At 72.9% G+C, this 23,523-nt stretch carries 19 protein-coding genes and 2 tRNA genes; 13 read left to right on the top strand and 8 right to left on the bottom strand.

The features are described 5' to 3' along the window. Window positions 1–38 precede the first annotated feature (38 nt). On the top strand, window positions 39–251 hold the full coding sequence (locus RM844_RS23210; protein ID WP_311669288.1) for a hypothetical protein: 213 nt from the start codon (window positions 39–41) through the stop codon (window positions 249–251). A 909-nt stretch (window positions 252–1,160) separates the two neighbouring features. On the opposite strand, the gene pepN (RM844_RS23205) is transcribed toward RM844_RS23210, so the two are convergent. The 3 genes from pepN (RM844_RS23205) to pepN (RM844_RS23195) all read right to left on the bottom strand — a co-directional run bounded on the left by pepN (RM844_RS23205) (window position 1,161) and on the right by pepN (RM844_RS23195) (window position 7,642). Next, window positions 1,161–3,719: an aminopeptidase N gene (pepN, locus tag RM844_RS23205; protein ID WP_311669287.1), complete on the bottom strand. Its 2,559-nt coding sequence runs from the start codon at window positions 3,717–3,719 to the stop codon at window positions 1,161–1,163. A gap of 129 nt (window positions 3,720–3,848) precedes the next feature. Further along, window positions 3,849–4,844 carry a hypothetical protein gene (locus RM844_RS23200; RefSeq protein WP_311669286.1) on the bottom strand — a complete coding sequence of 332 codons (996 nt, stop codon included), beginning with the start codon at window positions 4,842–4,844 and terminating at the stop codon, window positions 3,849–3,851. A gap of 206 nt (window positions 4,845–5,050) precedes the next feature. Further along, window positions 5,051–7,642 carry an aminopeptidase N gene (pepN, locus tag RM844_RS23195; RefSeq protein ID WP_311669285.1) on the bottom strand — a complete coding sequence of 864 codons (2,592 nt, stop codon included), beginning with the start codon at window positions 7,640–7,642 and terminating at the stop codon, window positions 5,051–5,053. A 245-nt stretch (window positions 7,643–7,887) separates the two neighbouring features. On the opposite strand from pepN (RM844_RS23195), the gene RM844_RS23190 reads away from it, so the two are divergent. Next, entirely contained in the window at window positions 7,888–8,535 is a 648-nt protein-coding gene (locus RM844_RS23190) for a DsbA family oxidoreductase (protein WP_311669284.1), read from the top strand. A gap of 149 nt (window positions 8,536–8,684) precedes the next feature. Here the strand turns inward: RM844_RS23190 and RM844_RS23185 are convergent, their stop codons facing one another. Then, window positions 8,685–9,326, bottom strand: a complete 642-nt coding sequence (locus RM844_RS23185) for a superoxide dismutase (RefSeq protein ID WP_311669283.1) — start codon at window positions 9,324–9,326, stop codon at window positions 8,685–8,687. Window positions 9,327–9,581: 255 nt separating this feature from the next. Here RM844_RS23185 and RM844_RS23180 point away from each other — a divergent pair, with 255 nt between their 5' ends. From RM844_RS23180 to RM844_RS23170, 3 genes are read left to right on the top strand one after another with little or no spacing between them, the layout of a single operon-like run. Continuing rightward, on the top strand, window positions 9,582–10,190 hold the full coding sequence (locus tag RM844_RS23180) for a biotin transporter BioY (RefSeq protein ID WP_311669282.1): 609 nt from the start codon (window positions 9,582–9,584) through the stop codon (window positions 10,188–10,190). Between the two features lie 56 nt (window positions 10,191–10,246). Further along, a complete protein-coding gene (locus RM844_RS23175) occupies window positions 10,247–10,726 on the top strand; it encodes a ribose-5-phosphate isomerase (protein WP_311669281.1) in 480 nt (159 codons plus the stop codon). After that, entirely contained in the window at window positions 10,726–11,535 is an 810-nt protein-coding gene (locus RM844_RS23170) for an Fpg/Nei family DNA glycosylase (protein ID WP_311669280.1), read from the top strand. Before RM844_RS23175 ends, RM844_RS23170 begins: the two co-directional genes overlap by 1 nt. A gap of 74 nt (window positions 11,536–11,609) precedes the next feature. Here the strand turns inward: RM844_RS23170 and RM844_RS23165 are convergent, their stop codons facing one another. Further along, window positions 11,610–12,842, bottom strand: a complete 1,233-nt coding sequence (locus RM844_RS23165) for a GNAT family N-acetyltransferase (protein ID WP_311669279.1) — start codon at window positions 12,840–12,842, stop codon at window positions 11,610–11,612. Window positions 12,843–13,006: 164 nt separating this feature from the next. Here RM844_RS23165 and RM844_RS23160 point away from each other — a divergent pair, with 164 nt between their 5' ends. After that, entirely contained in the window at window positions 13,007–14,164 is a 1,158-nt protein-coding gene (locus RM844_RS23160; protein ID WP_311669278.1) for a PP2C family protein-serine/threonine phosphatase, read from the top strand. Window positions 14,165–14,375: 211 nt separating this feature from the next. Next, the gene (locus RM844_RS23155; protein WP_311669277.1) at window positions 14,376–15,128 is read left to right on the top strand and encodes a M23 family metallopeptidase; all 753 of its coding nucleotides are present in this window, start codon (window positions 14,376–14,378) and stop codon (window positions 15,126–15,128) included. 21 nt (window positions 15,129–15,149) lie between these two features. Here the strand turns inward: RM844_RS23155 and RM844_RS23150 are convergent, their stop codons facing one another. Next, entirely contained in the window at window positions 15,150–16,328 is a 1,179-nt protein-coding gene (locus RM844_RS23150; RefSeq protein ID WP_394814581.1) for an acyltransferase family protein, read from the bottom strand. Window positions 16,329–16,801: 473 nt separating this feature from the next. Here RM844_RS23150 and RM844_RS23145 point away from each other — a divergent pair, with 473 nt between their 5' ends. Further along, window positions 16,802–17,014 (top strand): hypothetical protein, encoded by a 213-nt coding sequence (locus RM844_RS23145; RefSeq protein ID WP_311669275.1) that lies wholly within the window; start codon window positions 16,802–16,804, stop codon window positions 17,012–17,014. A gap of 97 nt (window positions 17,015–17,111) precedes the next feature. Here the strand turns inward: RM844_RS23145 and RM844_RS23140 are convergent. Beyond that, a tRNA-Gly gene (locus RM844_RS23140) sits at window positions 17,112–17,182 on the bottom strand. Between the two features lie 178 nt (window positions 17,183–17,360). Between RM844_RS23140 and RM844_RS23135 the strand changes: the two genes are divergently transcribed. The 5 genes from RM844_RS23135 to clpX all read left to right on the top strand — a co-directional run bounded on the left by RM844_RS23135 (window position 17,361) and on the right by clpX (window position 22,054). Continuing rightward, window positions 17,361–17,437 (top strand) — tRNA-Pro (locus RM844_RS23135). A gap of 101 nt (window positions 17,438–17,538) precedes the next feature. Further along, window positions 17,539–18,951 carry a trigger factor gene (gene tig / locus RM844_RS23130; protein WP_311669274.1) on the top strand — a complete coding sequence of 471 codons (1,413 nt, stop codon included), beginning with the start codon at window positions 17,539–17,541 and terminating at the stop codon, window positions 18,949–18,951. A gap of 273 nt (window positions 18,952–19,224) precedes the next feature. After that, window positions 19,225–19,839, top strand: a complete 615-nt coding sequence (locus RM844_RS23125) for an ATP-dependent Clp protease proteolytic subunit (protein WP_311669273.1) — start codon at window positions 19,225–19,227, stop codon at window positions 19,837–19,839. A 73-nt stretch (window positions 19,840–19,912) separates the two neighbouring features. Next, the gene (locus RM844_RS23120; RefSeq protein ID WP_311669272.1) at window positions 19,913–20,563 is read left to right on the top strand and encodes an ATP-dependent Clp protease proteolytic subunit; all 651 of its coding nucleotides are present in this window, start codon (window positions 19,913–19,915) and stop codon (window positions 20,561–20,563) included. A 198-nt stretch (window positions 20,564–20,761) separates the two neighbouring features. Continuing rightward, entirely contained in the window at window positions 20,762–22,054 is a 1,293-nt protein-coding gene (clpX, locus tag RM844_RS23115; RefSeq protein WP_311669271.1) for an ATP-dependent Clp protease ATP-binding subunit ClpX, read from the top strand. A gap of 114 nt (window positions 22,055–22,168) precedes the next feature. Here clpX and RM844_RS23110 read toward each other — a convergent pair whose 3' ends face one another. Next, a complete protein-coding gene (locus RM844_RS23110) occupies window positions 22,169–23,326 on the bottom strand; it encodes a hypothetical protein (RefSeq protein ID WP_311669270.1) in 1,158 nt (385 codons plus the stop codon). Between the last annotated feature and the right edge of the window lie 197 nt (window positions 23,327–23,523).

The following is a 23,523-nucleotide window of genomic DNA, read 5'->3' as shown; positions in this document are numbered from 1 at the left end:
CGCCGAACCGGGTTCGTTACTGTAAGGGCGTGGTCAACATGAACAAGAAGCGTGTCGCCGCGGTGTCGCTCTCCACGGTGCTGCTGACGCTGCTCTCCTCGCCGGCCGCCCAGGCACTCCAGCGGGACGACGGCGACGACCCGGGCCCCGGCCTGAGCGTCGCCGAGACCCTCGGCCTGTTCGTCGTGGCCCCCATCCTGCTCTTCGCGCTTGTCACGGCGGCCGTCATCATCAGCGACCGCAGGCGCTGAGACGCTGAGCTGAGCCACGCGCGGCGCCCGGGGCGCCGCGCGGCGGTCCGTCGGTGCCACCCGCGCCGGGCGCCCCGGCGGGGCCAGTTGTTGCCGGGCGCCGTCCATCGGACGTCGTGGGTGCGCTCCGCGACGTCGTCACCCGCGGGTGGCTCTCCGGCCCGCGCCGGTTCTCGCGCGCCGCGTACGTGGGGTCGGCGCCCGCCGCCCCCGGGCCGGTGCCGGGGCGGCGGAGTCGAGCTGATGCCTCCGACCGCCGGTTCCCCCCGGCCGGCCATCCCGCCCGGGGGGAGCGAACCACGGGTCTCAGCCGGCCGTCCGGCCTGAGGGCCGGCCAACCCACCACACTCGCCGGACCAGTTGGCCGTGTGCCGTGGAGGACCACCGGCCAACGCGGGTCTCCCGTCGGGGCCCGCCCTGCGGCTCCCCGGGGCCGTGGTCGCCGGTCGGCGCGGGCATCCCGGCTCCAGCCTGGCCGGCGTTCCCGCCGGGCCCGGCGCCGCGCCCCGCCACGGTTTCGCCGCCGCCGGTCAGGTGCGGGTGGCGCCGCCTGGTCCGGGCCGCGGTCCCTCCCGGCGGGGTCCCGTGCGGGAAGTGCGCCGGTTCCTGGCCGCGCCGAACGGGCCCGCGCCCGGGCCCTGGCCGCCACCTCGCCGGGCGTGCCGGTCCGCCGCCCTCCCGGCGAGTTCGCCGCCCCCGCCGGTGCTCCCCGTCCCTCGGCTGCCGCCGGTTCGCCGAGGTGTACCGGCCCCCGCCGGGTCGGTACGGGGAGTCGGCCCGGCCCCGGCCGGACATCCCCGCCCGGGGCGAGCCACTGATCGACGCCCGCCGGCGCCGGGTCGGGGAGGCGCCAGCGGCACCTCCCCAACCCGGCGGCTTGGCGGGCGGCTCGGCCTCGCCTCGCCGGCGTCAGGCGCCGTCGGCGGCCTGGGCACGGAGCGCCCGTTCGACGCCGGCGCGGGACTCGGTGACCAGGCGCCGCAGCGCCGCCGTCGGCTCCGCGCTGGCCAGCCACGCGTCGGTGGCGTCCAGCGTCTCCTGGGCGATCTGGGTCGCCGGGTAGAAGCCGAGCGCGATCTGCTGCGCCGTCTCGTGGCTGCGCGTGCCCCACACCTCGGAGATCACCTCGAAGAACCGCTCGCGGTAGGGCGCCAGCAGCTCCCGCTGGTCGAGCTGGACGAAGCCGCCGATGGTGGCCTCCCGGACCGCGTTGGGCAGGCTGTCGTCGCCGAGCACCGCGTCCCAGGCCGCGGCCTTGGCCTCGGCCGTCGGGCGGGCCGCCCGGGCGGCCGCCGCGTGCTCCTCGCCGGCGGAGGTCGGGTCGCGGCGCAGCTCGGCGGCGATGGCCTCCTCGCCGACCCGGCCGGTGGCCACCAGGCGGAGCAGGAACGACCACCGCAGGTCGGTGTCGACGGCCAGCCCATCGATGACCACCTCGCCGTTCAACAGGCCGGCCAGCACGTCGAGTTGCTCGTCGGTCCGGGCGGTGGCGGCGAGCGCCCTGGCCCAGGCGAGCTGGTGGTCACTGCCCGGCTCGGCGGTGCGCAGCCGCTCCAGGGTGGCCTCCGACCAGCGGGCCAGGCCCTCGGCACGCCACTCGGGCGCGGCGTACAGGTCGAGGGCCAGCTTGACCTGGCGGTGCAGCGACTGGACGACGCCGATGTCGCTCTCCTTGCCGATGCCGTTGAGCACCAGCGCCAGGTAGTCGCGGGTGGCCAGCTCGCCGTCCCTGGTCATGTCCCAGGTGGAGGCCCAGCACAGGGCGCGCGGCAGCGACTCGGTGAAGTCGCCGACCCGCTCGGTGATCTGCGCGGTGGACTCCGGGTCGAGCCGGACCTTGGCGTAGGAGAGGTCGTCGTCGTTGAGCAGCACCACGGCCGGGCGGCGCTGGCCGACCAGCTCGGGGACCTCGGTCTCGGCGCCGGTGACGTCCAGCTCGATCCGTCGGTCGCGGACCAGGGCGCCGTCCACCGGGTCGTAGAGGCCGATGGCGATCCGGTGCGGGCGGAGCGTGGCCTCGCCCTTGGCGCCGGCGGGCAGCGCGGGCGCCTCCTGGCGGACCACGAAGCGGGTGATGACGCCGTCCGCGTCGACGTCGATCTCCGGGCGCAGCACATTGATGCCGGCGGTCTCCAGCCAGGCCCTGGACCAGGCCTTCAGGTCCCGGCCGCTGGTCTCCTCCAGCGCGCTGAGCAGGTCGGTGAGCCGGGTGTTGCCCCAGGCGTGCCGCTTGAAGTAGGCGCGCACGCCCTCGAAGAACTCGTCCCGCCCGACGTAGGCGACCAGCTGCTTGAGCACCGAGGCACCCTTGGCGTAGGTGATGCCGTCGAAGTTGACCAGGACGTCGTCGAGGTCCCGGATGTCGGCCATGATCGGGTGCGTGGAGGGGAGTTGGTCCTGCCGGTAGGCCCAGGTCTTCAGCTGGTTGGCGAAGCCGGTCCAGGCGTGCGGCCACTGGCTGCCGGGGGCGTGCGCCTGGCAGGCGATGGAGGTGTAGGTGGCGAACGACTCGTTGAGCCACAGGTCGTTCCACCACTCCATGGTGACCAGGTCGCCGAACCACATGTGGGCCAGCTCGTGGAGGATGGTCTCGGCCCTAGCCTCGTAGGCCGCGTCGGTCACCTTGGAGCGGAAGACGTACTGGTCCCTGATGGTGACCGCGCCGGCGTTCTCCATGGCGCCCGCGTTGAACTCGGGCACGAAGAGCTGGTCGTACTTGGCGAACGGGTACGGGTAGTCGAACTGCTCCTCGAACCAGTCGAAGCCCTGCCGGGTGAGGGCGAAGATCGCCTCCGCGTCGAGGTGTTCGGCGAGCGACGGCCGGCAGTAGAGGCCGAGCGGCACGGAGCGGCCCTGGCCCTCCCAGGTGCTGTGCACGGCGTGGTACGGGCCGGCGATCAGCGCGGTGACATAGGTGGACAGCCGGGGGGTGGGGGCGAAGTGCCAGACGGTGCCGGCCGGTTCGGGGGTCGGCGAGTTGGAGATGACCGTCCAGCCCTCGGGCGCGGTGACGGTGAACTCGAACGTGGCCTTCAGATCGGGCTGTTCGAAGCAGGCGAACACCCGGCGGGCGTCCGGGACCTCGAACTGGGTGTAGAGGTAGGTCTGTTTGTCGACCGGGTCGACGAACCGGTGCAGCCCCTCACCGGTGTTGGTGTAGGCGCAGTTGGCGACGACCAGCAGCTCGTTGGTGCCCTCGGCGACCTGCGGGAGGGCGATGCGGGAGTCGGCGAACACCTCGGCCGGGTCGAGCGAGGTGCCGTTGAGCACCACCTCGACGACCTCGGGGGCGATCAGGTCGATGAACGTGGCCCCGGGGGCGTCGGCGGTGAAGGCGACGGTGGTGCGGGAGGGGAAGGTGCCGCCCTGGGGCGCGCCGGAGAGATCGAGCGTGATCTGGTAGCTGTCGACGCTGATCAGTCGGGCCCGTTCCTGGGCCTCTTGCCGGGTCAGGTTGGTACCGGGCACCTGGTTCTCCTTCGGTGTGCGTGGGATGTCGGCGGTGGGGGAGGCCGTCGTTCGCGTCATCCTCGCACGGGGGGTCACCCGCCGGCTGCCCCGACAACCCCGAGGTGGGGGGTGGCGGGGGCGGCCCGTTCACCGGGGCAGCACCACCACCCAGTCCGTGGTCGGCCGGGTGGCCGCGGCCTGCAGGGCGGCCCGCACGGCGGTGGCCTGCCGACGCCAGGAGGCGTGCAGCGCGCGCGGCGGGATCCGGACCACGGTGACGCCCAGGCCCCGGAGGGTCTGCTCGCGTCGTTCGCTCTCCGCCTCGGCCGGCGTCGGTGGGGTGCCGCGCTGCCGGGGCAGCCCGGTGTCGAGCCGCAGGGCGACGGCGGCCTCCGGCCAGTAGGCGTCCACGTGGTCGAGGAACGGCCCGTCCGGCAGCCACAGCGCCACGTTCCAGCACGGGTCGGGCAGCCCGCCCCGGCGCACCATGTGGATGAGCAGCTCCTCGGCGACCGGCCGCCCGGCGGCCAGCAGCTCCTCGACGGCCCGCGCCAGCGGCGGTTCGGCGAGCCGGCCGGTGTGGGTCAACTCGGCGACCACCGAACGGGGTTCGGCCAGGCCCAGGCGGACCGCCTCGGCCAGCGGCCGGTACGGCGGGGCCAGCCCGTCCGCCGGGTCGAGCAGCGCGTCGGCCAGCGCCCTGGCCACCGGCGCGACGGGCAGCCCGGCGACCCGCCGGGGCCTGGGCAGCCGGGTGGTGCGCAGCACCCGCGCCGGGCCGACGGACCGCAGCCGCCTGGTGTGCGGGACCAGCACGTCGATCCGGCGCAGGTCGGCCAGCCGCGGCACCGAGGTCAGCCCGTGCGCGGCCAGCGCGGCCAGCCCGCTGATGACCGCCTCGCCACGCCCCCCGCCGGTGTACCGCAGCACCGCGTGGGACAGTTCGGCGCCGTCCGGCGGGTCCGGGTGCAGCAGCACCACGCCGGGCAGCGGCATCTGCCAGGGGCCGCCCGGCCGGCAGCGCCGGCGGGTGGTGGCGGGCGGCACGCCCTGGGCGCGCAGGGCGTCGAGGGTGGTCACCCGACCGTTGACGGGGGCGAGTTCGGGTCGCTGACCGGGCGTGAGCGGGACGTCATGGGTCATGCTCCGCGGATGCCCACCGCGCGGCCCGCGGTCACCTCTGTTACACGGTCGTGGAGAAACCGGGACATCCCGCCGCCCTCGGACGGATGTTCCGTCTTGCGGGCGGCGGGGTCGGCTGCTCCGGGCGGGAGCGCGTGCCTCGGGCGGAGCCGGGTCCGCCGGCGGGCCGTGCCCACCGGCGGGACCTGGCGACCCGCGGTGGCCGGTCAGACGTCGGCGGCCTGTGCCCGCAGGGCGCGGGCCAGCTCGTCCCTGGCCTCCAGCACCAGCCGGCGCAGGGCCGGCGGCGCTTCGGCGTGCTCGGTCAGCCAGGCGTCGGTGGCGGACACCGTCTCCGGCGAGTCCTGCAGCATCGGGTACAGGCCGCGCACCACGGCCATCCCGATCTCGATGGTGCGGTCCCGCCACACCCGCTCGATCGCCTCGAAGTAGCGCGGCGCGTAGGGCGCCAGCAACGCCCGCTGCCCGGGCTGCGCGAAGCCGTCGATGGTGGCCTCGACCAGCGCGTTGGAGAGCCGGTCCCGGTCCACCACGGACTCCCAGGCCGCCGCCTTCACCGCCGCGTCCGGGCGGGCCGCCAGCGCCCGCACCTGGTGCCGGTTGCCGGAGGCGGTGTCGTCCCTGGCCCGCTCGGCCGCGATGGCCTCCTCGCCGACCCGGCCGGCGGCCGCCAGGGCACGCAGCAGCAGCCAGCGCAGCTCCTGGTCCACGTCCAGCCCGTCGATCCGGGCGGAGCCGGCGAGCAGCCCGGACAGCAGCTGGAGGTCGGCGTCCGAGACGGCGCAGTTGACGAAGAACCTGGCCCAGGCCAGCTGGTGGTCGCTGGCCGGCTCGGCCCGCCGCAGCTCGCCGAGCGCCGCCGCCGCCAACTCGCCCTCGCGGGCGCCCCGCCGGTCGGCCGGGGTGTACCAGCGCAGCGCGGTCAGCGCCCAGGCGTGCACCATCTGGAGCACGCTGACCTCGTCCTCCGCGCCGCCGAAGTCCCGCACCAGGGCCAGGAAGTCGCCGGCCGGCAGCAGCGCGTCCCTGGTCATGTTCCACAGCGCGGACCAGCACAGCGCCCGGGCCAGCGGGTCCCGCAGGTCGCCGAGGTGGGCGCGGAGGGTGTCCAGGGAGTCCGCGTCGAACCTGGCCTTGCAGTAGCTGAGGTCCTCGTCGTTGACCAGGATCAGCTCCGGCCGCTCGGCGCCGACCAGCGCGGGCACCGGCGTGCGCTCCCCGGCGATGTCCACCTCGGCGCGCGCGTAGCGGACCAGCGGGCCGACGCCGTCCGCGCGCCGGTAGAGGCCGACGGCGATCCGGTGCGGGCGCAGCGTGGGGTGCTCGGCCGGCGCCTCCTGCCGCACCGCCAGCTCGGTGATCCGCCCGTCCGCCGCGTAACTCGGCTCCGGAGTCAGCGCGTTGACGCCGGCGGTCTGGAGCCAGGCGGCGGACCAGGCGGTCATGTCCCGGCCGGAGGACTCGGCGAGCACGGCCAGCAGGTCGGTCAGCCGGGTGTTGCCGAACGCGTGCCGCGCGAAGTAGCGCCTGGCGCCCTCGAAGAACGCGTCCTTCCCGACGTAGGCGACCAGCTGCTTGAGCACCGAGGCGCCCTTGGCGTAGGTGATGCCGTCGAAGTTGAGCTTGGCGTCCTGCAGGTCCCGGATGTCGGCGGTGACCGGGTGGGTGGACGGCAGCTGGTCGGCCTTGTAGGCCCACGCCTTGCGGTTGTTGGCGAAGCTGATCCAGCCGCCGGTGAACCGGGTCGCCTCGGCCAGCGCGTAGGTGCCCATGTAGTCGGCGAACGACTCCTTGAGCCACAGGTCGTCCCACCACTCCATGGTGACCAGGTCGCCGAACCACATGTGCGCCATCTCGTGCAGCAGCGTGCTGGCCCGGCCCTGGTAGGCGGCCCTGGTGGTGCGGCCCCGGAAGACGTACTCCTCCCGGAAGGTCACACAGCCGGGGTTCTCCATCGCGCCGATGTTGTACTCCGGCACGAAGGCCTGGTCGTACTTGCCGAACGGGTACGGGTAGCCGAAGTGCTCGTGGAAGAAGTCCAGGCCCTGCTTGGTGGTGGTGAAGATCTCGTCGGCGTCGAAGTGCGGTTTCAGGCCCTTGCGGCACAACGCGCCCAGCGGGATGTCCAGCGTCGAGCCGTCCGGCAGCTTCCGCCGGTACCCGTCGGTGACGTAGTGGTACGGGCCGGCGACCACCGCGGTGATGTAGGTGGAGATCGGCTGGGTGGTCGCGAAGTGCCAGGTCGCCGCCGAGCCGTCGGACAGCTCGTCGCGCCGCTCCTCGGCACCGTTGCTGAGCACCGTCCAGTGCGCCGGCGCGGTCACCCGGAAGGTGAACGGCGCCTTCAGGTCGGGCTGTTCGAAGTTGGCGAACACCCGGCGGGCGTCGGCGGGCTCGTACTGGGTGTAGAGGTAGGTCTCGCCGTCCTCCGGGTCGGTGAAGTGGTGCAGCCCCTCACCGGTGTGGCTGTAGGCGCAACTGGCGTCCACCACAAGCGTGTTCTCCGCGCGTAGCGTCGGCAGCGTGACGCGGGTGCCGTCGAAGACCTGGTCGACGTTGAGCGAGGCGTCGTTGAGGGTCACCGAGTGGACGTGCGGGGCGAGCAGGTCGATGAAGCTGGTCGCGCCCTCGTCGGCGCAGGAGAACCGCACCGTGGTGGTGGAGCGGAAGGCGCGCGGTCCGTTCTCCGGCCCAGGCCCGGTGGCGGTGCGCAGGTCAAGCGCCACCTCGTAGCCGTGCACCGTCAGCAGTCCGGCCCGCTCGCGGGCCTCCTCGCGGGTGAGGTTCTCTCCTGGCACGCCTGTCGCTCCCTGTCGTCGCCGGTCTCGACGCCCGGCACCGGGTGGCACGCCCGCCACCCGCGCGGCACGGGCGCGTGTCAGCATGACACGCGACGCCGAGCGGGCGCACGGCGGAATGCGATCGGCGCCCGCCGTGTTGGTTGCCGAAGGACGCCCCCCGCCCGCGGGGGGACGCCGTCCGCCGCTCGCCGGGGGGATCGACGCCCGGGTGGGACCGCCGTTGGAGATGCGAGGAGAGACTGTTGACGGAGAACACCGCGACCGAGCCGGTGACCGCGGACTTCTGGTTCGACCCGATGTGCCCGTGGGCGTGGCTGACGTCGCGTTGGATGCTGGAGGTGGAGAAGGTGCGCCCGGTCCGGGTGCGCTGGCACGTGATGAGCCTGGCCGTGCTCAACGAGCCGAAGCTGGACGAGCTGCCCCCGCAGTACGTCGAGGCGCTGAAGGACGCCTGGGGCCCGGTCCGGGTCTGCGTCGCGGCCGAGCAGGCGCACGGCGCCGAGGTGCTCGGCCCGCTGTACACCGCGCTGGGTGAGCGCTTCCACCACCGGCGGCAGCCGAAGGACCGCGCCACCATCGCCGACGCGCTCCAGGCGGTCGGGCTGCCCGTGGAGCTGGCCGACGCGGCCGAGTCCGACGCGCACGACGCGGCGCTGCGCGCCTCCCACAAGGAGGGCATCGAGCTGGTCGGCCAGGACGTCGGCACCCCGGTGATCGCGGTGCCCGGCGCCGACGGCCGGCAGATCGCCTTCTTCGGCCCGGTGGTGACCCCGGCTCCCAAGGGCCAGGCCGCCGCCCGGCTCTGGGACGGCACCCTGCTGGTCGCCGGCACCCCGGGCTTCTACGAGATCAAGCGCACCAGGGACGCCGCCCCGCAGTTCGACGTCTGAGCGGCTCGGGCGCCAGCGCCCGACGCCGGGAAACGAGCCGGCCCCCGCGCGATGCCTCCGCGCGGGGGCCGCTCCCGTGCCGGCCCGCCCACCCCTGCTTGGGGCGTGAGAAGACGATCGGCGAGCCGGTGGCCTTGGTGCGGCGCGGGTCAGGGCGCCAGGGTCAGCACGGCGGCGTTGGTCCTGGCCGCCGTGTAACGCGCCGCCACATCCTGCCAGTTGACCACCCGCCACATCGCCTCGACGAAGTCCACCTTCTGGTTCCGGTACTGGAGGTAGAAGGCGTGCTCCCAGGCGTCGAAGACCAGCAGCGGCACCGAGCCCTGGCCGACGTTCCCCTGGTGGTCGTAGACCTGCTCCACCACCAGCCGCTCGCTGACCGGCTCGAACGCCAGCACGCCCCAGCCGGAGCCCTGGGTGGTGGCGGAGGCCTTGGAGAGCTGCGCCCTGAAGCGGGCGAACGAGCCGAACGACTCGGCGATGGCGTCGGCCAGCTCGCCCGTGCCGTCCTTCTCCAGCGGCTCCCCACCGCCGTCGCCGGTCATGTTGCGCCAGTAGATGGAGTGCAGGACGTGGCCGGAGAGGTGGAAGGCGAGGTTCTTCTCCAGCCCGTTGACGGTGTCCCAGGCGTCCCGGTCCCGCGCCTCGGCGAGCCGCTCCAGGGTGTCGTTGGCGCCCTTCACGTAGGACGCGTGGTGCTTGTCGTGGTGCAGCTCGATGATCTCCCCGCTGATGACCGGCTCCAGGGAGGCGTAGTCGTAGGGGAGGTCGGGGAGCGTGTAGATGGCCATACCGTTGCCTGTCTCCACTAATTGCGAGTGATGTGCAATAGCGTCAAGGTATCAGTGGAGGCCGGTCGATGGGCGCAAGGCGGTCCCCCACAGGGAAGTGGCCGGTCCGGTTGTCGCCGGAGCGCATTGACTTCGGGCGGGTTTCGAGCGGCCCCGGCCAGGCGCCCGACAGTGTCGTAAAACTCACCCCGCCGCAGGCCACCCCGTCCGCTAGCGTCAAAAGGTCCCGCTCGTTCCAAGCTCTGGAGTAGACCCATGAGTTCAGCCATCGCCGCTGGCCGGCCGCGCGCCGTCCTCGCCGATCTCCTGCCCGCGGCCACCGCCCCCGCCGCCCGGGTGAGGGACCTGGCGCTGGTCGTCGGCGGTGCCGCGCTCACCGGCATCGCCGCCCAACTCGTCCTCCCCGTCCCCGGATCGCCCGTCCCGGTCACCGGCCAGACCTTCGCGGCGCTGCTGATCGGCGCGTCCTTCGGCCCCGTGCGGGCCCTGCTGTCCATGACCCTCTACGCGCTGGCCGGCATGGCCGGCATGCCCTGGTTCGCCGAGGGCACCTCCGGCTTCGGCATGCCCTCCTTCGGCTACGTCCTGGGCATGACCCTGGCCGCCGCGGTGGTCGGCGAGCTGGCCCGCCGCGGCGGCGACCGCACCATGATCCGCACGGTCGGCACGATGGCCCTCGGCAGCCTGCTGATCTACGGGGTCGGCGTCCCCTACCTGGCCCTGGCCACCGGCATGTCGGCCGGCGAGGCGGTCTCCGCCGGCCTGGTCCCCTTCCTGCTGGGTGACGCGCTCAAGGTCGCCCTGGCCATGGGCGCCCTGCCGGCAGCCTGGCGACTGGTGGGCCGGATGCGTTCGGGCGACTGAGCCCGGGGCGGGAGCCGGCGGCCGACCGCCGCCGGCGCCATGCCATATTGGGGGCCATGCGCGTCTACCTCGCCTCCGACCACGCCGGCTTCGAGCTGAAGAACCACCTGGTGGACTGGCTGACTCAGCACGGCCACGAGCCCGTCGACTGTGGCCCGGTCGCCTACGACGCCGAGGACGACTACCCGCCGTTCTGCCTCCGCGCCGCCGAGCGGGTCGCGGCCGACCCGGAGGCGCTGGGCGTCGTCATCGGCGGCTCGGGCAACGGCGAGGCCATCGCCGCCAACAAGGTGCGCGGCGTGCGCTGCGCCCTCGCCTGGAGCGAGGAGACCGCCCGGCTGGGCCGCGAGCACAACGACGCCAACGTGCTGAGCGTCGGTGCCCGCATGCACACCACCGACGAGGCCACCTCCTTCGTCGCCGTCTTCCTCGACACCGCCTACTCCGGCGCCGAGCGGCACAGCCGCCGGATCGCCATGCTCGGCGGCTACGAGACCGAAGGCACCCTCCCGCCGCTCCCCGACGAGCAGGGCTGATGCCCGAAGGGCACGTCATCCACCGGCTGGCCGCCGACTACGCCGAGCGGTTCGCCGGCCGGCCGGCCCGGGTGGACAGCCCGCAGGGCAAGTTCGCCGACGCCGCCGCCCTGCTGGACGGCCAGCCGCTGACCGCGGCCGAGGCGCACGGCAAGCACCTCTTCCTCGGCTTCCCCGCCGTCGGCTGGGTCCACGTCCACCTCGGGCTCTACGGCAAGGCGGCGTTCGGCACCGCCCCCGTGCCGCCGCCGGTCGGCCAGATCCGGCTGCGGCTCGCCAACGAGGCGCACTGGGCCGAGCTGCGCGGCCCCAACACCTGCGCCCTGCGCACCCCCGACGAGATGGCCGCCGTCGCCGCCCGCCTCGGCCCCGACCCGCTGCGCGCCGACGCCGACCCCGAGGCGGCCTGGCGCCGGATCTCCACCAGCCGCTCGGCCGTCGCCACCCTGCTGATGGACCAGCGGGTGATCGCCGGCGTCGGCAACGTCTACCGGGCCGAGGTGCTCTTCCGGCACGGCATCGACCCCTACCGCCCCGGCCGCGACCTCGACCGCGCCGAGTGGACGGCCTGCTGGGCCGACCTGGTCGCCCTGATGCGGGACGGCGTCCGGCTGGCCAGGATCGACACCGTCCGCCCCGAACACACGCCCGAGGCGATGGGCCGGGCACCCCGGGTGGACGACCACGGCGGCGAGGTCTACGTCTACCGCCGGGCCGGCCAACCCTGCCTGGTCTGCGGCACCGAGGTGGCCACCGCCAGGATCGCCGCCCGCAACCTCTTCTGGTGCCCCGGCTGCCAGCGCCGCTGAGGCTGCCGGATGTCACCGCGGGCCCGTATCCTCGGGCGCAGCGGTGCGAGCGGGTGAGGGAGGGCGGAGTGACCTTAGAAGCCGTGCGGCAGCCACGGCGCCAGCGGATGGCCGAAGGCCACCGAGGCCGCGGCCAGCGCGCCCGCGCGCTCCTCACCGACCAGCCCGGCGGCGGCCAGCGCGCCGAGCGTCGCGTCGCCCAGGTAGGCCGTGCTCAACACGCGTACGTCCAGGGTCAGTTCGGCCGGGTCCGTGGTCCGCTCGCAGACCGCCCCCGCCGGGCCGCCGGTCAGCCGCCAACGGCCGGAGTTCCAGGGGCAGAAATCGTCGGTCACCGCCAGCACCACGTCCACCTCGGTGGCGTAGCGGCGCCCCGCCAGCGCCCCGCCCAGCTCGACCGGCCGCAGGTAGAGCCGGTCCCGCAGCGTCAGGTCGGCGCGCCGCACGTCGCTCACCCACTGCGTCAGTGGATCGTCCACCGGCCGGCCCGCCAGCCGCACCCGGTCCGTCAGGTCCAGGTCCAGCAGATAGCGCAGCAGCGCCGCGTACCCGGCCGGCTCGGTCGCGTCCAGGTCCTTCACCAGCACCGGCCCGCCGGGCACGGTCGCCCGCCACTCCACCCGGCTCGCGTAGCGCGCGTACCCGACCACCCGGCCGTCCCGCTCGGCCAGCACACAGCGGCGCTCCGAGGCCCCGCCCCGCTCCGCCGGCGGATCGAGCAGGCCCAGCCGCTCCCAGCCCGGCCGTCGCTCCAACATGCCCGGCCGCCGGCCCGCCAGCTCGGCGTAGACCGCCTCGCAGGCCGGCAGCGCCTCGGCCGGCGTGGTCACCCGCAGCCGCACCTCGTCCGTGCCCGGCGGCAGGTTGACCAGCCCGACCTGCCGTTTGTCCAGCTCGGCGGAGAGCGACCTGGCGGCCACCCCGTAGCCGAACCGCCCGTAGATCCCCGGCTCGGCCGCGGTCAGCACGGAGAGCACGTCCCCCCGCTCGCGCGCCGCGGCCAGCCCGCGCGCCATCATCCGGCGCAGCAGCCCACGCCGCCGGTGGGTGCCGGCCACCGAGACCATCGTCACCCCGCCGGCCTCCAGCACGGCGCCCCCCGGCACCGTCAGGCCCAGCGCGAACTCCCCGTAGGTGCCCACCACCTGGCCCTCGTCGTAGATCCCCAGGCAGCGGTCCAACGCCACCAGCCCGCGCCACAGCCGGCGCTCCTCCGTCGACTCGGCTATCCCGCCGAACGCCCAGTCCAGCGCCTGGTACCAGGGCTCCCAGTCGGCTGCGGTGATGCCACGCGGTTCGCTGCTCATGCCGCCATCCCTACCAACGCCCCGGGCCGCGGGCCACGGCATTTCCCGGCCGCCGGGCCCCGGGCCCGGCGCCGGCCCGGCGTCGCACCGGCCCCGCGGGCACGGATGTTTGAGCACCCCCGGGGTTCGACGTGCGGCTGACCAGGTGGATAAGGTCCCAGAGCATGAGACGCCGCAGCGGGGCGAGCACGCCAGGGGAGAGCCGGCGGGCGCGTCTGGCCAAGGCGCTGCACCGGACGCGCGTCGGCCTGCGCCGCTCCGCCGTCGACTACTTCCGCGGCGGCGGCTCGGACTGGATCGCCTTCACCGCGCTGCTGTGTTCCATCCCGGTGCTCGCCTTCTCCACCGCCAGCTGGCCCGAGTGGTGCCCGCCCGAGGCGCTGCTGCTGCCGCTGGTCGCCGCCGGGCTGCTGCTGCGTCCGGCCAGCCTGCTCGGGCTCTACGCGGCGGCGGCCACCGCGCTGGTGCTGGAGACCGCGCTGATCGACGCCGAGCGCTCCGCCCCCGACCCGGTCACCCCGGGCACCATCCTGCTGGTCGCCGCGGTGGCCCTGATCGGCCTGCTGATCGCCCAGTTCCGCAGCCGGGTCGGCGTGCCCTGGCGGCGCGGCCACACCATGCTCTTCGACCTGCGGGAGCGGATCAGCGCGCAGAGCGCGCTGCCCGCGCTGCCGGACGGCTGGCTGCACGACATGTCGCTGCGCCCGGCCGGCGGCCAGTCCTTCTCCGGCGACTTCATGGTCGCCGCCCGAACGGGCCCCGACCAGCGCACCCTTGAGGTGGTGCTCACCGACGTCTCCGGCAAGGGCATGGACGCCGCCTCCCGTTCGCTGCTGCTCTCCGGCGCCTTCGGCGGGCTGCTCGGCTCGTTGCCGCCGCACGGCTTCCTGCCGGCGGCCAACGGCTACCTCCTCCGGCAGAACTGGCAGGAGGGCTTCGCCACTTCCATCCACCTCGTCCTCGACCTGGACACCGGCGACTACGAGCTGCTTTCCGCCGGCCACCTGCCCGCCCTCCAGCTGCACGCCGGGACCGGCCGCTGGCAGGAGGTCGACACCGACGGCCCGCTGCTGGGCGTCTACGACGGCGCCGAGTTCCACCCGGCCAAGGGCACGCTGCGCCGCGGCGACGTGCTGATGCTCTTCACCGACGGCCTGGTCGAGCGCCCCGGCCAGGACCTGGCGGACGGCATCGACCGGCTCACCGGCGCCGCCGACCGGTTTGTCGCCACCGGCTTCCGGGACACCGCCTGGCACCTGATCGAGGCGGTCGCCAAGGACGTCAACGACGACCGGGCGCTGGTGCTGATCGGCCGCGAGTAGCCGCCCGCCGCCCGGCGTGGCACGACCGCTCGGACGGGTGGCCCCGCCGGCAGGCTGATCACCCTCCGGTGTTGACCTGACCACCCTCCGTCGTTGCCCCGCTGAGCTGCGGCGACGGCCCCGCACCCGGCGCGGCGGCTGGGCCGAACGGCCGGCGCCGGCCACCCCGGGCGGGATGCGACCGGCCCGCCGCTGCCCTTGGCTCGGGACCATGAGCCACCTTGAGAGAGCCGTTCGCACCGGCCGCACCCTCCGCGTCGCCCTGACCCGGCGGCTGGCCCAACTCCCGGCGCGCGCCGGCGCACGCCGGCCGGCACGCTGGGTCGCCTGCGCCACCCTGGCCGGGGCGGTGGCGATAACGGGCCCCTGGGCGGTCTCGGCCATCGGCCAGGAGGAGCCGCCCGACCCGCCCACCGCGTCACTCCGGCACTTCCTCGGGGGCGTGGTCGACGGGGCGCCCGGCGACCGGGCCGGCCTGGGGCCCTACTACGGCGAGTTGGTCGAGGAGGGCTGGGACCGACCGCTCCAGCCGTGGTACTGGCGCCCGGCGGCCGAGCCGGTGTGGGCGCCGCCGGTCAGCGGCTACCCGGTCTCGGCCAGCTACGGGACGCCCGGCGGCTGGGCCGCCGGCTACCACACGGGCGTGGACTTCGCGGTCCCCGTCGGCACCCCCGTCCACTCTGTCGGCCCCGGCACGGTGATCAGCGCCGGCTACGCGGGGGACTACGGCAACCAGGTCACGGTCGCCCTGGCGGACGGCTACTTCGCGCTCTACGCCCACCTCTCCGACATCGCCGTCGAACCCGGCCAGTCGGTCACCGCCGAGAGCTGGCTCGGCGACTCGGGCAACTCGGGTCGGTCCACCGGCCCCCACCTGCACTTCGAGGTGCGGGCCAGCAACTACTACGGCGCGGACGTGGACCCGCTGGACTACCTGGCCCGCCGCGGGGTGGACATCGGCTGACCGAGCCCACCCCGCGACCGGTCAACCGGCCTTGACGGAACGGCGCTTGGGGTCGGCAGCGGCGGCCGACCGGCCGCCGTCGCCGCCCCCGGCGCCGTCCCCGTCCCGCCGGAGGCCACGGAAGGCCCAGTCCATCCCCGGCTCGACCACGCAGCGGAAGACCCGCCGCACCGGCGCCGTGCAGAGCAGGGTGACCCCGACGGCGGCGATCGCCGTCACGGCCAGCTGACCGGCCGGGGTGGTCACCCAGGCCGCGTCGTACCACTCCTCCCAGCGGCTGGCCTTCACCACGAAGCCGTGCAGCAGGTAGCCGTAGATGGTGCCGGCGCCGAGCACGCTGTACCAGCGGTGCCGCCGCGGCACCCAGGCCAGGAAGCAGACGGTCAGCACCAGACCACAGCCGAACAGGGCCAGGCTCATCACCACCCCGACCCACCACTCGAAGCCGTAGTCCTGCGCCGCGTAGCTGCGGTAGAACCAGGACGCCTCCATCCGGGGGACCGCCCAGTACGCCGTGGCCAGCGCGCACAGGAAGACCGGCAGCGCCAGCAGCCGCACCTCGCGGCGCCTGGCCAGCTCGAAGTGCTCGGGCCGCAGCAGGGTGCCCAGCACGAAGAACGGCAGGAACTGGAGCACCCGCTGGATGTTGAGGTCGTTGCCGAGCGACGGCGCGAAACTCGCCAGCGCCGCGATGGTCAGCGCCACCGGCATCGGCCAGCGCACGATCCGCCACAGCGGGGCGCTGAGCCGCCAGATGAAGAGCGCGATCAGGAACCAGGTGAGGTAGTAGGGGTCCAGGAGCGCGAAGGGGTAGTCCGGGTCGTCGGTGAGCCAGCGCTGGAAGAGCACATAGGCCACCCCGAAGATCAGGTAGGGCACCAGGACGCCGGTCACCAGCCGCTTCAGCTGGTCGGGGCGGCCGGTGAAGTTCCGCGAGAAGTAGCCGGCGAGCAGGATGAAGGCCGGCATGTGGAAGGTGTACACGAAGTTGTAGAGGGCCGCCACGGTGCGGGAGTCGTCCCGCAGTGGGGCCCACGCGTGACCGACCGCCACCAGGACGATCGCCAGGTACTTCGCGTTGTCGAAGAAGGGGTCGCGAGCGGTGACCCGGGCCTGATCGTCCGTGACTGCCGGTGGGGGGACAGCCTGCGTCGCCCGGCCCGCGGGCAAGGGGGCTCTTTGGTTACGGACGTGCAACATTGTTCGCACGATAGCGCTTCTTCAGGTCATCCGTACATTCACCAACCGGAAGACGGGAATCTTCAGGAGGATTCAGTCGAGGAACGAAAACCTCGATCACGGAAGGGGTCTGCTGACTGTCCGAAATCGTGCGAATTGATCGGATTAAATGGCGTGTTTCGGCTCGCCGGCCGGTCTTCCACGGACCCGCGAAGAGTGCCGGGAATGCCCCTCGCCGACCCCCGGTCGACGTGATCCAGGCCACGCCGCGGGCCCCGGGAATTACCGGTCCGCGACGGACGCGGTGGCTAACGGACGGATAACGGGCGGAACGTGGCCCAACATCGCCTGGCCACCGCACGATCGGGTCTGTTGGGTGGTCATTGGCCCCCACCGGCCCGCCAGTTGATGGCACGATGGTGCCTGCGGGGGTGCGGCGGCCGTGGTCAAGCCCCCGACGGAGCAGTGGCGACCTTCCGAAGGTGTGATCAGTTGTGGTTATCTCGTTCTCTCTGGCCCTGCTGTTCGGCGTGATCATGTTCTTCATGATCCGTAGCGGCCTCATCAAGTGGGGGCCGGCCATCGTGGCGATCCTCTTCGGCTTCTCCCTCGCCTCCACCGGCGCCGCCGACTCGATAAACAACTTCCTCCAGTCCGTCACCGACGGCGTGGCCGAGGTCGACGACTCCATCAACAGCGCGCCCTGACCCGGGCGCGCGGCCCGGCTCCGGAACGCGAACGGCCCGGCTCCCCCGAGAGGGGCCGGGCCTGACGTGAGCGCGCCCACGGGCGGGGCGGGTGGAGAGCGGGCGACGGGAATCGAACCCGCGTAGCTGGTTTGGAAGACCAGGGCTCTACCATTGAGCTACGCCCGCGTGCCGGAGAACCGCTGGGCGGCCTGGGGCATCGCCGCCCGGTCCTCGGACGCTGTGCATCCTACCAGCGCCCCAACCACCGGCCGGCCCGCCCGAGATCGCCGCCGACGCGGCCCGGGGCCCGGCGCTGCCCGCCCTCCGGCGCCCTGTACGCTACGTATCGCGTCGTGAGCCACGACGGGGTGTGGCGCAGCTTGGTAGCGCGTCCGCTTTGGGAGCGGAAGGTCGTCGGTTCGAATCCGGCCACCCCGACCACGTACGATGTCTGATCTGTGCGCCTGTGGTGTGTCCGCCTTGGAGGCGCTTCAGCGACGACGCCATACACCCCTCGATTGTCAGCCCCAAGGAGACCGACCGTGAAGAGCGCCGTGGAGACCCTGAACCCCACCCGGGTTCGGCTCACTGTCGAGGTGCCCTTCGAGGAGCTCAAGCCCAGCCTCGACGCGGCGTACCGGAAGATCAACCAACAGGTCCAGGTGCCGGGCTTCCGCAAGGGGAAGATCCCCGCCCGCATCATCGACCAGCGCTTCGGGCGTGGTGCGGTGCTTGAGGAGGCGGTCAACGACGCGCTGCCCAAGTTCTACAGCGAGGCCGTCAACGACGGCGAGCTGAACCCGCTGGGCCAGCCCGACGTGGACATCACGGAGCTGAAGGACAACGAGACGCTGACCTTCACCGCCGAGGTCGACATCCGGCCCGAGCTGGAGATCCCCGACTTCTCCGGCATCGAGGTCACGGTGGACGCCATCGAGGTCCCCGACGAGGACGTCGACAAGGCCGTCGACCAGCTGCGTGACCGCTTCGCCACCACCACCGTCGTCGAGCGCGAGGCCGCCGACGGCGACGTGGTGAAGGTCGACCTGCAGGCCCGGGTGGACGGGGAGCTGCTGGAGGACGGCGTCGCCGAGGGCGTCAACTACACCATCGGCTCCGGCCAGATGCTGGAGGGCCTGGACGAGGCCGTCATCGGCCTGGCCGCCGGCGGCACCGCCACCTTCACCAGCGAGCTGCGCGGCGGCTCGGGCGCCGGCCAGGAGGCCGAGGTCAGCGTCACGGTCGAGTCCGTCTCGGCCCGCGAGCTGCCCGAGCTGGACGACGACTTCGCCCAGCTGGCCAGCGAGTTCGACACCCTGGAGGAGCTGCGCGCGGACAGCCGTCGCCGGCTGGCCGACGAGCGGACCTACCAGCAGGCCACCGAGGCCCAGGAGAAGGTCCTCGACGCCCTGCTCGAACTGGTCGAGGTGCCGCTGCCGGAGAAGCTCCTCGCCGAGGAGATCAAGACCCGCAAGCACAACCTGGAGCACCACCAGCTGCCCCAGCTCGGCATGGATCTGGAGGCCTACCTCAAGCTCCAGGAGAAGACCGCCGAGGAGTTCGACAACGAGGTCAAGGAGCAGGCGGAGAAGGGCATCAGGACGCAGTTCGTCCTCGATGAGATCGCCAAGCGCGACAACCTGACCGTCAGCCAGGAGGAGCTGACCGAGCACCTGGTGCGCCGGGCGCAGTCCTCCGGCATGAGCCCGGACCAGTTCGCCAAGGCCGTCGTCGAGGGCAACCAGGTCTCGATGCTGGTCGGCGAGGTCAGCCGCGGCAAGGCGCTGGCCTCCGTGGTCGAGGCCGCCACCGTCAAGGACAGCAACGGTGAGCTGGTCGAGCTGGACGAGGAGGACGAGACCGAGGAGGCGACGGCCGCCGTCGCCGACGCGGCCGAGGCCAACGAGGCCGTCACCGCCGAGGACGCGACCGAGAAGAAGTCCGACGAGAGCTGAGCCCGTCGGGACCACACGCCGAGAGGGGGCCGGACGCCGACCGCGTCCGGCCCCTTTCTCGACCGCGGCCCGGCCCGCCGGAGCCGTCGGCGCGTCAGGTTCCGCCGGCCCGGCTCCCACCCCGGAGGGGCGACCCTGCGCTCACAGCGAACAGTTCCCTGGTCGGGATGGGTCTGTCCGGGCAGCGCGTTAAGGTCCCTAGAAACACGCCAGATGTCGAGTGACGGCCAGGCACCAACGGCTTGGGCCGTCCAGGAATGAGCAGGTGGATACGTGACGCTCTTGATGCCCTCCGCCGCGGCGGAGCCGACTAGCGGTGGCCTCGGCGATCAGGTCTACAACCGGCTGCTCGACGAGCGCATCATCTTCCTGGGTCAGCCGGTGGACGATGACATCGCGAACCGGATCACGGCGCAGCTGCTGCTGCTCGCCGCCGATCCGGACAGGGACATTTATCTCTACATCAACAGCCCCGGCGGCTCGATCTCGGCCGGCATGGCCATCTACGACACCATGCAGTACGTCAAGAACGACGTGGTCACCATCGCCATGGGCCTGGCCGCCTCGATGGGGCAGTTCCTGCTGACGGCGGGCGCCCCCGGCAAGCGCTACGCGCTGCCCAACGCGGAGGTGCTGATCCACCAGCCGTCCGCCGGACTGGCCGGCTCCGCCACGGACATCAGGATCCACGCCGAGCAGTTGCTGCGCACCAAGCGCAAGATGGCCAAGCTGTCGGCCCAGCACTCGGGTGTCTCCGAGGAGCAGTGGGAGCGGGACGCGGACCGGGACCGCTGGTTCTCCGCCGAGGAGGCGCGGGACTACGGCCTGCTGGACCGGGTCATCACCAGCGCGGCGGACATCACGGGCGGTGGCGGCACGGGCGCCTGAGCCCGCAGCTCGCCGACCCGACCGACGCTCGCCGACCGTTCGCAAGCCTAGACCCAAGGCGGTACACAGACCCATGAAGAAGTTCCCAGGCTCCGGCCTCTACGACCGGCTGCCGGCCGAGTCCCGGTACGTCATCCCGCGCTTCGTCGAGCGCACCTCGCAGGGCGTGCGCGAGTACGACCCGTACGCGAAGCTCTTCGAGGAGGGCGTGATCTTCCTCGGCGTCCAGATCGACGACGCCTCGGCCAACGACGTGATGGCCCAGCTGCTCTGTCTGGAGTCCATCGACCCGGACCGGGACATCCAGATCTACATCAACAGCCCGGGCGGCTCGTTCACCGCGCTGACGGCGATCTACGACACGATGGTCTTCGTCAAGCCCGACATCCAGACGGTCTGCATGGGCCAGGCCGCCTCGGCCGCCGCCGTGCTGCTGGCCGCCGGTACCCCGGGCAAGCGGATGGCGCTGCCGAACTCCCGGGTCCTGATCCACCAACCGTACTCGGAGACCGGCCGCGGCCAGGTCTCCGACCTGGAGATCGCCGCCCGCGAGGTGCAGCGGATGCGCACCCAGCTGGAGGAGATGCTGGCCAAGCACTCCACCAAGCCGATCGAGCAGATCCGCGACGACATCGAGCGGGACAAGATCCTCACCGCCGACGAGGCGAAGGACTACGGCCTGATCGACCAGATCATCACCACCCGCACCTCCACGGCCGACTAGTTCCAGGCCACTGTCGGTACCTGTGCCGGATCACACATTCGGCACCAGAATCGGCCTCGTCCCCTTTGACGGGAAGGCCCCGCCCAGGGGGATTCCCGTCAAGGGGGACCATTCCACCGGGCCGAAGAGGTACCGTCGTCTTCAGTAAGCACTCGGCACCGTCGCCCCGGCGGTGCGCAGTCGAAGGGGAAGCACCTCGTGGCACGCATCGGTGATGGCGGCGATCTGCTCAAGTGCTCGTTCTGCGGCAAGAGTCAGAAACAGGTGAAGAAGCTCATCGCGGGCCCGGGGGTCTACATCTGCGATGAGTGCATTGATCTCTGCAACGAGATCATCGAGGAGGAGCTGGCCGAGTCGCCGGACTCCGACCTGGGGGAGCTTCCCAAGCCGCGCGAGATCTACGACTTCCTGGAAAGCTATGTGGTCGGCCAGGAGGACGCCAAGAAGGCGCTCTCCGTCGCCGTGTACAACCACTACAAGCGGGTGCGGGCCAGTGACTCCCAGCACTCCAGGGACGAGGAGATCGAGCTTTCCAAGTCCAACATCCTGCTCCTCGGCCCGACCGGCTCCGGCAAGACCCTGCTGGCGCAGACGCTGGCCAGGATGCTGAACGTCCCGTTCGCCATCACCGACGCGACCGCGCTCACCGAGGCGGGTTACGTGGGCGAGGACGTGGAGAACATCCTGCTCAAGCTGATCCAGGCGGCCGACTACGACATCAAGAAGGCCGAGCAGGGGATCATCTACATCGACGAGATCGACAAGGTCGCCCGCAAGAGCGAGAACCCGTCGATCACCCGGGACGTCTCCGGCGAGGGTGTGCAGCAGGCCCTGCTGAAGATCCTGGAGGGCACCACGGCCGCGGTGCCGCCGCAGGGCGGGCGCAAGCACCCGCACCAGGAGTTCCTCCAGATCGACACGTCCAACGTGCTCTTCATCGTCGGTGGTGCCTTCGCCGGCCTGGACGACATCATCCGGGCCAGGTCCGGGGCCCGCGGCATCGGATTCGGCGCGGACATCCGCTCCAAGCGGGACCGCGGCAGCGCCGAGCTGCTCACCGACGCGCTCCCCGAGGACCTGGTGAAGTACGGCATGATCCCCGAGTTCATCGGCCGGCTGCCGGTGATCACCTCGGTGCACAACCTGGACCGCGAGGCGCTGCTGCGCATCCTGGTCGAGCCGCGCAACGCCCTGATCAAGCAGTACCAGCGCCTCTTCGAGCTGGACGGCGTCGAGCTGGACTTCGATCTGCCGGCCCTGGAGGCCATCGCCGACCAGGCGATCCTCCGTGGCACCGGGGCCCGTGGCCTCCGGGCGATCATGGAGGAGGTGCTGATGTCGGTGATGTACGAGGTGCCGTCCCGGCAGGACGTCGGCCAGGTGGTGATCACGGAGGACGTCGTCAAGTCCAACGTGAACCCGACGCTGGTGCCGCGTTCCCGGCTGGCCAAGCGGGACGCGGCCGTCCCGCCGCACGAGAAGACCGCCTGAGCCGGGCGGCGCCAGCGCCGCCCGTCCGACCGGCCGAGCGCCGGGGCCCGGGAGCAGCCGTCTGGCCGCTCCCGGGCCCTCGCGCGTCACGGCCCGGTGGGTGGGCGCGGGCGGCTACGGGACGGGGACGCCGTCCACGCCGTCGGTCGTGCCCTCGGTCGAGCCCTCCGTGGTGCCCTCGCCGCCGGTCTGGGCGGCGGCCTCGACCAGCGCGGCGGTGCGCAGCTGCGCGCTGTGCGCGGCGGCCTCGTCCAGCGACATCTCCCTGGGCTCCATCGACATCCCGTCGGAACCGGCGGCCAGCGGCTGGAAGACGGTGAAGCCGGCGGTGCTGTAGTCGGCCCAGATGCAGAGCGGCACGCGCACCGTCCCGCCGGTGTACATGCTCTCGGTGTCCGCCTCCTGGCACTTCATGACCGCGCCGTCGAGGCCGTCGGGGCTCATCGACTGCGGCTCGCCGACCAGTGTCAGCTCGTCCCCGGCCAGCTCCTGGGTGCCGAAGGTGAGCACCGCGTCCACGGTGGCCTCGGGGCTGTCGATCTGCCCCCACATGCCGACGGTCAGCATGATGGTGGCGTCGGTGCCGAGCGCGGGGAGGTCCTCGGGGCCGCTGACCTCGCCGGCGGGAACGCCGCCCAGGTAGACGGCGGAGCTGCCCTCGGCGTCGGCCAGGCCGGCCTGGGCCAGCTCCTCCTCGGAGAACTCCTCGGTGGTGGACGGCGGCTCGGCCAGCGAGTAGTCACCGAAGGTCTCGGGGAACTCCAGCGCGTAGCGGGTGTCCGGGTCGCTGCCGGGGCCGCTGCCGTCGTCGCCGGAGATCAGGAAGTAGGCGCCCACGGCGGCCGCCGCGATGACCACCGCGCCGCCGATGCCCAGCAGCAGCTTCTTGTTCCCCCCGCCACCGCCGGCCGGCTGGGGCGGGCCGTAGGGGGGCTGGCCGGGCTGGCCCGGCTGACCCGGGTACCCGCCGGGTGGCTGCGGGGGCTGGCCGTAGGGGCCGGGCGCCTGCGGCTGCCCGTAGGGGCCCGGCTGCTGCGGCTGGCCGTAGGGACCCGGCTGGCCCGGCACCTGGCCGGGCTGGCCCGGGGCGCCCGGCGCCTGCGGGTAGCCGTATCCGGGACCACCGGGGGCGCCCGGGGCGCCGCCCTGCGCGTACGGGTTGGGGCCGCCCGGCGGTGTGCCCTGCGGCGGCGCCCCGTACGGGCCGGGCTGCCCTGGCTGCTGCCCCGGCGGGGGCTGCTGCCCGTAGGGACCCGGCTGGTTGTGACTCATGCTGCTTCACCTCAAGAGCCCTGCGTCGTCTGCGTCACGCACATCCTGTCGGATCAGATGGCTTCCTGTACATCCACCCCAATCGCGCTCGGGATACCGATACCGACGGCCCTGACCGGGCTTCGCCGGCCGCGTTCCGGAATGCGATCCGGCCCACTCCGGCGGGGATGTCCGACGGCCCGCCGGGGGCCGCGGCG

This window comes from Streptomyces chisholmiae, assembly GCF_031845445.1.
GTDB classification, from domain to species: Bacteria; Actinomycetota; Actinomycetes; order Streptomycetales; family Streptomycetaceae; genus Streptomyces; species Streptomyces chisholmiae.
The sequence above is the reverse complement of the archived record's forward strand: the minus strand, read 5'-3'. Positions and strand labels throughout refer to the sequence as shown.